Here is a 7,498-nt window from a genome sequence, read left to right on the forward strand (position 1 = left end):
TCCTCATTTTTTCTATTTAATGGTTAACACATCACGTTTTAGCACATGATGCTGTTTATAACGGATGATGAGGGTATACGTTTCTCCCTTTTCTACGATATTGGTGGCGCTTTGTAAATAGAAAGGATGCAATAACATGTTGAAATCCTCAATGGTTGTTCCTTCTTCAAATTGTTCGATATGAATGAGTTCTTCGTCATGATGCAGTAGTTGAATGGACTGCATATCGAGGGGCTCTTTTGTTAACTGCTCGATGTCATAGGTCCAAGTAGTATCATCAAATGGTCGTTCAAACGAAACCTTCCACATGTCGGTTAACGTATTGTTCGACATGCGGTGCATCGCAAATAATACCGTATACAAAATAATGAAAAATAGCGCGGCAAATAGCAACCACGGGATGGCTTTTTTCATGGATATTCCTTCTTTCCCTTTCAGATTCCGCTAATAGTTTAGTTTGAAAAACGTGTTGTATGACGCAATGCCCTTAAATAACACACGAGCGATAATAAACTAACACACGCCATCACAAAATATAGCACGGATGCGGCATGTGTTAACAGTAACCCGCCAAGCATCGGTCCAAGAAAGCCACCGAAGCTTTGGAACTGCATGACCCCTAAGTAGGTCGCCTTTTGATGGGCAGGTGCAATCATTTCGATGACCGCACTCATCATTGGGAAAACAAAAATTTCGCCTACTGAAAAAATAATCATCGCCACAATATAAAATGACCAGCTATCGGCTAATTGAAAACAAATCATCCCGCCCGAAAATAGTAAGACACCGGTAATTAAGCTCGTTTTAATCGACACGCGCTCGCTCAAAATGCCGAGTGGTAGCTGAAGAATTAATACCGTCGCAGAGTTTATAGCAATCAGGACAGAGTAAAGTGCGACGCCATCTGCCATTGTCAGATTAAGTAACTGCGGCATAGTGGATGATGTTTGTGAATAAACAAAGGTTCCAAGCACGCTTGCTACGACAAGTAATACGAGCGTATGGTCGTGAACAATGGCCTGAACAATATTGCCGACACGTTGTTTTTGATGCAGAGTAGTTGGTGCTTTGGCATAGCGTAAAATCCATAGTAGCATGATAGCATAGATTGCATACATCGATGCCGTAATTAAAAATGGGGTGCGCATAGAGCCGGCTTGAGCGATTAAGACACCGACTAACGGTCCAACAACGGCAGATAAATTAATCGCTGTGTAACGAATCGAAAATAAGCGGCGGCGTTTTCGTTCATCTGTATAATCAATCATTAATGCTTGTGAAGCGGGTTCGAAAAAAGAGCGACATAAGCCATTTAATGCATTGCAGATGACGAGTGTCCAAATATTAGGCGCAAAGGCGAAGCCAAAAAAGACGAGACTCCAGGCAATCATTGAGACAATAATGACGGGCTTTCGACCAATACGGTCCGTTAAAAAGCCACCAAAGAAGCCGCCAAATGTTGCGGTGAGCTGTGAAATACCGACAGCTAAGCCAATCATGAGCGCAGAGGCATGAAAATCCTGTTGTAAATAAATAGCCAAAAACGGCATAGTCATAAAACTTGCCGTACGCGCAAAAACCGTGCCGGCTAATAACTGCCAGACAATCGGGTGGAAGTAGCGCATCAGAAGACTCCCTTCGAATGAAATATGCTCCTAATCATAGCACAGTTTTCGCAAAAAAAGTCGCTTCCAATAAAGTGCATAAAAAAAGCAGAAATTGCATCATTTTGCAATTTCCACTTAGAAAATATTTTTTATTAATCTTCCTCATATGTTGGACGTTTCGCCGCATTTTCTCTTGCAACAATTTCAAGTGAAATCCACGTTAAGGCAGCAGTAATCGTAATGAAGGCTGTTGCGCCCCAGTAATACCCCTTTTCTAAATACACCCAATCGGTATTGTAAATACTGACACAGCAATAAATGATGGATACGACGGCGATGACCGAGGCAATGCCTGCGTAAATACGGTCAAGCTTCGTACCACCTTTTTCAACAACGGTTGTAATGGATTTTGCTGCAGAAATAACGGAAAAGACAATGATGCCAGACATCGCAGTATAGTAACCACGCTCAAGCAGGAGCCAGTCAATATTATTCCAAACACTAATATTAAAGTAGGCGAATGAGAAAATAAGACCGACTGCACTAATAATTAAAATAAATTTATTCATGCCAAAAACCTCCTTTTACCGTTTCATACCCACTAATGAGAAAAATGAAGATTAACAGTGAAACAAAAGGAGGATGGCACTAAGCACAAAGAGAACTTATATACCTTTCGTGCTAAAATTTTACTTCGGTAGTAAAGCAAGATGCAAGGCTTGTTTGGCGTCCGTTCGTATGCCATTCCTTGTAGATACGGAACACCTCTGTTATGTCTCCCTTGTAGCGCACGTCGACAAGCTGCTGTACCGTAATGAAGCTACGGCAATATTCATAAAAGATTTCCGTTAAATTTTGAGGGGCATAGGTCGCCTGTCCAAAATTATCAATAGGTTGTGTGCCAAACTGTGGGGTATAGTGTTCTACAATTGCCTGATCCATCGCGAGGCGCTCATTAAATTGCGCGCGTCCAAGCAAATGCTTGCGAGCAATATAGTCGCACATCCCCTCCTCGAACCAAATAGAGTGCTCGTAATCACCGCTAAAGTCGTCAACGAAAAAATCTGAGTGATGCACAAGTTCATGCCCGGCAATTGTTAAAATTTCATTCAGTGTGATGGTATTAAAATATGTACGAATAGGCTCAGGGCTATCTGCAAAAGCCTTAGCATAAAAGCCTTTCCACTCATCAAGTTCAGGTGAGAGATAAATAAAATCCTCACTCGTATAAGCAGCAAGTGGTTTTTCATCTCTAAAAAAATTTGTCGCAAGCTCCCACGTCGTCCAAATAAAACCCTTTGGCATATCCCGAACGGCGAAATCACTGCGTAGCCATTGTTGAAAGGGCTCAAGTTGTTGTTTTAGCCACTCAATATCATGAAGGGGTGCTTCTAATGGCTTTTCAAACGCATAAACATGGCGCATCGTTATTCCTCCTTTTTAATTAGTATACAATATTTTTCCAATTATTAGGGATTTATCTGCTGACATGACAAAAAGGTCCACAAAGCGTAGGTTTTGCGTTAAAGTAAAGGAAGAGATTTTACGGAAAGGGTTTTGACGATGAAGTATATTTACCGAACAGAGGCACTGACAAAAGCGCCGCTACGCCAGTTAGCGCTAATTGAAAGTGATGTGCCGCTATGTTATGTATCACTTAAATTAAGTGTTGTTGATGCGCTTATTGCACAGTGTGATACGTTACTAGCGCGCTATCAAAAACAACTTGAAAAGAATGTGAGCCGCTTTCAATCGATGAGTGCGGTGCGTAAGCAATATAGTGACCAGGAGAAGGCACTAAAAGCGCTTAAAGATGTCTATGACGCATATCATGCGCAGGTAACACCTGATACTGCGATGGCGCTATATGAACATGTCATTCGCCATATTGAGTTTGCCGCAAAACATATACCGTTTATTTACGATGCCAATGCCTGGCTTCTCGCAAAACATCGTGTAAGTTGTGGAAGTATTCGTGCATTTTTTGATGATTTATACGATGTGTCAGTAGACGTCTATGCTGCTAATATAACGTCAGATGAGCTTGGGATTCGCGATGACTATATGACATTTTATATGATGAATACCGATGTGTTATACGATTTTCCAACCATGCTACGCACCGAGGATTTGCCGAATTTTGTGCTGAATATAACGACGTATTTTAAAAAGGATACAATGCATGGCAAAACGAAAAGTGCCGTCATCGATCATGCGTTTTCACGTATTGTACAAGGCTTAGCACTTGCCCCACTTTCGAGCGAGGTGTTTTTATTCCGTCCAAATCCTGCATTTCGTGTCCAGCTAAGCACTGAAAAGTTCCAGTTGATTACCGAACGAAAGCGTTATACGATCCAGCGCCTGCAGTCTTTTGAAACGATTGCACATACGGCGATGCATTATGAGAATGGCCGCTACACCCGCTCGATGGAAGCGGTCGAAAGCGAAGCGACACCGCTTATTGAAGCGTTTGAGCAGCAGCCTTATCTCGCATGCGTCTACAATGACGTCGCAAGCGGCTTGCAAGACGGGGCCCATTTACCGACAACAATCGAAGTTATTGAGGACCTTCACGCATTTATTGAAGAAAAAACTACTACATTACCACCACAGCAGCGTGCCTTTAACGCGCTACTATTACGCCATTTTGAAAAAGAGGTATCTACGTCATGCAACAATTAGTGAAACAGCTTTTAGCAACAGAACAAGCAATGAATGCCAATTTCATTGAACGCCAAGCAGAAATCCGCGCGATTATGCTCGCATTAATTGCGAAGAAAAATATTTTATTAATCGGCCCACCAGGGGTTGCCAAATCGAGTGTCATTCAGCAATTCATCGATGCCTTTTCAGACGTCAATACGTTCACACGTCTAATTTCCCCAACGACGCAGCCAGATGAATTATTTGGTTCCGCAAAATTTGATCGTTTAAAAGAAGGCGTAATCGAGCGTAATATTGACGGTCAATTACCAACGGCACATTTCGCCTTTTTAGATGAAATTTTTAAATCGACGTCTGATTTATTGAACGGCCTATTAAAAATTATGAACGAGCATCAGTTTGAAAACGGGACGGCTGTACTGAAAACACCGCTATTTACGCTAATTGGCGCAAGTAATGAATTTCCCGAGGAGGATGACCTAGCCGCTTTATATGACCGCTTCCTCATTCGACGCGAGGTAGCGAGCTTAAAAACACCGGACGCATTGTTATCAATGCTTAGTTCATCTACCACTGCAGTCGATGTTCCACCGATTTCACTCGCCCAGCTACGTTCATTACAGCAGCTTGTGACCACTGTCACAATACCTGCAGCGATTTTAGAGCAACTTGTGGCCATTCATTTCCGCTTAAAAGAGCAGGGGATTCCGGTGTCAGACCGCCGTACGAAGCAATGTCTTGTACTATTACAAGCACAGGCGCTATTAAGTGGGCGTATGCAGGTCGTGACGAATGATTTACTCGTACTTGAGGATGCGCTCTGGATTGAAGCGGATGACCGCGTGATAGTAAATGAGATTATCCATGAATACGTGCTGACGCCACTTGACCATGCCTTTGAAAAAGCAGAGGCATTTTACGGTGATGTCATGGAGTCTGTCAAACGTTTTAAAACGGCACCGGATTTCGCCTATAAAGCGTATACAGAATATGCATCTGAGGCATATAATGACTGGCAAGCTGTGAAAGTAGAAATCGAAGAATTACTCGATACGACTGAACAGCGACAACGCTTTGAGGCACTTGAAGAAGAAGTGGAGCAGGCGCTAACGAAGGTGTTGCTATAATGCCACTACAACAGGAGCACGCACAAGTTGCGGCGCAGTATACACGCATTCGTCAGCAATTCCCAAAGTTCGATGAATTGATTGCTACGTATGATTATCCGCATTTTGATACGCTAATCAGCGACCTATGGCAGGCGCTGTATAGCGGTGAAACGACATTAATAGAAGAAGATTCGGTTAATTATGTGCTGTTACAGCAATTATTTCACAGTGAGGCCTTTCAAAAGCTCCACGGCAATGCAAAGGGCAATTTACTACTGGCGACACTCACGACGTGGCGCTTTAGTTATGTGACGGGCGAATGGCTCAAAAAAATGACGGATGAACAGACGCCGGCTGATGTAGACGAACAACCTGCTGCCTCAGAGGAGGAACTTGACTACGAGGCAGCGTCTAATTCAAGTGGTGCCGGTAGCGATACACTGTCTCCCGCAGAACTTGCTACGCTTTTTGGGGATGCAGAAGCACTTGCAGCATGGCAGGATATGCTAGATGAAGAGCTACAGGAGGTCGAGGAAGTATCGTCAAATGTCGATGAATTACTACGTGGTCTTGCGCCAAGTGTTGGTGCCGGTGATGCAGGAAAAGTCCCTATACAGGAGCAGCTTGCACTGGCCGCGGAGCTAGCAAAAAATCCAGAGCTTCAAAAAATTGCCGAGTGGGCAGGGCGCTTTAAGCTAAAGGCGCGCAATGTACGAAAGACAAAGCAAGTCCGCACAATTTTAAAGCAAGGCATGACGACGGGAAACGCGGCGGAGCGTCTACTGCCGATTGAATATTTAAAGTCTGAGGCAGCGGAATCGAAACTTGATTTTATGCATCGTTTCGCTGAAGGACGCACGCTCATGTATGATTATAAAAAGCGCACAAAAAAGGGCAAGGGCGCCTTTGTTGTGTGCTATGACGAGAGTGGCAGTATGCAGGAACTTGATGTCGAAGGAAAGGGCTTTGTGCTCGCGCTGTTGGCGATTGCCAAAAAGGAAAAGCGCGATTTTGTGTTTATTCCATTTAGCGGCGATGTAGGCTACAGTGACGTCAAGGTGTTTAAAAAAGGGCGCTATAGCGTACGTGATATGCTCGATGTCGCAGCATCATATATCGGTGGCGGCACAAATTTTGAAGCACCGCTACGCGAGGCCATGCAGCATTTAGAAAAATCCGCAAAAGATGGCGATATTGTCTTTATTACGGACGGCATGTGCCATATTTCGGATGACTTTATTGCGGAATTTAACGCCTTAAAAGATAAAAAACAATTTGAGATGCTGAGCTTACTTGTCGGCTACAATAAACATGAGGGGCTACTGCCAGCAGTATCAGAGTTGGTCCTGAAAATTCATGATTTTGAAGACGAGCAAGGTGCCGTGGCATTTACGTTATAATAAAAAACACCTGAGAAATCAGGTGTTTTTTGTTTTATATAGACATGAATTGACATTTTTGATGATTATGAGCAATAGGGAATTCGCGTCTAAACGCTAAAATATCTATCGTAATTGGCTGAAAATACTGATTTAAGAATTTTTAATTGAGAAACATTATTAATTAGTTATTGACAGCGCATTCATGATACGCCATTATAAAAAAGAAAATGAAGAGGATGAATATAAACGAAATGACGATTTGTTTATACCTTATAGGACAGAGGAGAATATGTGAATGAAGTTTCAAAAGAAAAGTATTGTAGCAAGTTTATTGGTGTCAGCGGTATTGCTAGGATTAGTAGGATGTTCAAGTAGTGATTCAGCGAGTAAAGCAGATAATGCAAAACAGGACAATGTATTAACGGTTGCTTGGCCACGTGATGTAGCAGAAATGAATCCACATGTATATAATCCTTCACAAATGTTTGCACAAACAATGGTTTACGAACCACTTGTTGGCTATGGTGAAGACGGAAAATTAGTACCAATGCTTGCGAAAAGCTGGGATGTTTCAAAAGACGGCAAAACATACATATTCCATTTACGCAGTAATGCGCAGTTTTCAGATGGAAGTAAATTGGATGCGGAAGTTGTAAAACGTAATTTTGACGAAGTGCTACGTCAAACGAAAGAAAATGGTACGCATTCATGGTTGACGGTGTTAACAAAAATTAAA

General features: G+C 42.6%; 8 protein-coding genes. 4 read left to right on the forward strand and 4 right to left on the reverse strand.

The features are described 5' to 3' along the window. Positions 1-12: 12 nt before the first annotated feature. From KTHG_RS10875 to KTHG_RS10890, 4 genes are all read right to left on the reverse strand, one after another. Positions 13-414 (reverse strand): hypothetical protein, encoded by a 402-nt coding sequence (locus KTHG_RS10875; protein WP_126991880.1) that lies wholly within the window; start codon positions 412-414, stop codon positions 13-15. Between the two features lie 38 nt (positions 415-452). Further along, complete coding sequence (locus tag KTHG_RS10880) at positions 453-1,625, reverse strand: MDR family MFS transporter (RefSeq protein ID WP_139993497.1); 1,173 nt, start codon at positions 1,623-1,625, stop codon at positions 453-455. A gap of 134 nt (positions 1,626-1,759) precedes the next feature. Continuing rightward, positions 1,760-2,176, reverse strand: a complete 417-nt coding sequence (locus KTHG_RS10885) for a YiaA/YiaB family inner membrane protein (protein ID WP_126991878.1) — start codon at positions 2,174-2,176, stop codon at positions 1,760-1,762. A gap of 112 nt (positions 2,177-2,288) precedes the next feature. Continuing rightward, positions 2,289-3,032 carry a hypothetical protein gene (locus KTHG_RS10890; RefSeq protein WP_139993499.1) on the reverse strand — a complete coding sequence of 248 codons (744 nt, stop codon included), beginning with the start codon at positions 3,030-3,032 and terminating at the stop codon, positions 2,289-2,291. Positions 3,033-3,170: 138 nt separating this feature from the next. On the opposite strand from KTHG_RS10890, the gene KTHG_RS10895 reads away from it, so the two are divergent. The 4 genes from KTHG_RS10895 to KTHG_RS10910 all read left to right on the forward strand — a co-directional run. Beyond that, positions 3,171-4,289 (forward strand): hypothetical protein, encoded by a 1,119-nt coding sequence (locus KTHG_RS10895; protein ID WP_139993501.1) that lies wholly within the window; start codon positions 3,171-3,173, stop codon positions 4,287-4,289. After that, positions 4,277-5,398, forward strand: a complete 1,122-nt coding sequence (locus tag KTHG_RS10900; protein ID WP_139993503.1) for an AAA family ATPase — start codon at positions 4,277-4,279, stop codon at positions 5,396-5,398. The genes KTHG_RS10895 and KTHG_RS10900 overlap by 13 nt, the downstream gene beginning before the upstream one ends. Then, positions 5,398-6,780 (forward strand): hypothetical protein, encoded by a 1,383-nt coding sequence (locus KTHG_RS10905; protein WP_139993506.1) that lies wholly within the window; start codon positions 5,398-5,400, stop codon positions 6,778-6,780. The genes KTHG_RS10900 and KTHG_RS10905 overlap by 1 nt, the downstream gene beginning before the upstream one ends. Positions 6,781-7,057: 277 nt before the next feature. Next, positions 7,058-7,498, forward strand: a 441-nt coding sequence (locus tag KTHG_RS10910; protein WP_255512437.1) for an ABC transporter substrate-binding protein, incomplete at its 3' end; no start/stop codon positions are given.

The sequence above is a fragment of the Kurthia sp. Dielmo genome (genome assembly GCF_000307285.2).
GTDB classification, from domain to species: Bacteria; Bacillota; Bacilli; order Bacillales_A; family Planococcaceae; genus Kurthia; species Kurthia populi.

Bases quoted from the DNA above. Each gene is read 5' to 3' on its own strand.
- KTHG_RS10875 (WP_126991880.1), bottom strand. From the start codon at position 414: ATGAAAAAAGCCATCCCGTGGTTGCTATTTGCCGCGCTATTTTTCATT.
- KTHG_RS10880 (WP_139993497.1), bottom strand. From the start codon at position 1,625: ATGCGCTACTTCCACCCGATTGTCTGGCAGTTATTAGCCGGCACGGTT.
- KTHG_RS10885 (WP_126991878.1), bottom strand. From the start codon at position 2,176: ATGAATAAATTTATTTTAATTATTAGTGCAGTCGGTCTTATTTTCTCA.
- KTHG_RS10890 (WP_139993499.1), bottom strand. From the start codon at position 3,032: ATGCGCCATGTTTATGCGTTTGAAAAGCCATTAGAAGCACCCCTTCAT.
- KTHG_RS10895 (WP_139993501.1), top strand. From the start codon at position 3,171: ATGAAGTATATTTACCGAACAGAGGCACTGACAAAAGCGCCGCTACGC.
- KTHG_RS10900 (WP_139993503.1), top strand. From the start codon at position 4,277: ATGCAACAATTAGTGAAACAGCTTTTAGCAACAGAACAAGCAATGAAT.
- KTHG_RS10905 (WP_139993506.1), top strand. From the start codon at position 5,398: ATGCCACTACAACAGGAGCACGCACAAGTTGCGGCGCAGTATACACGC.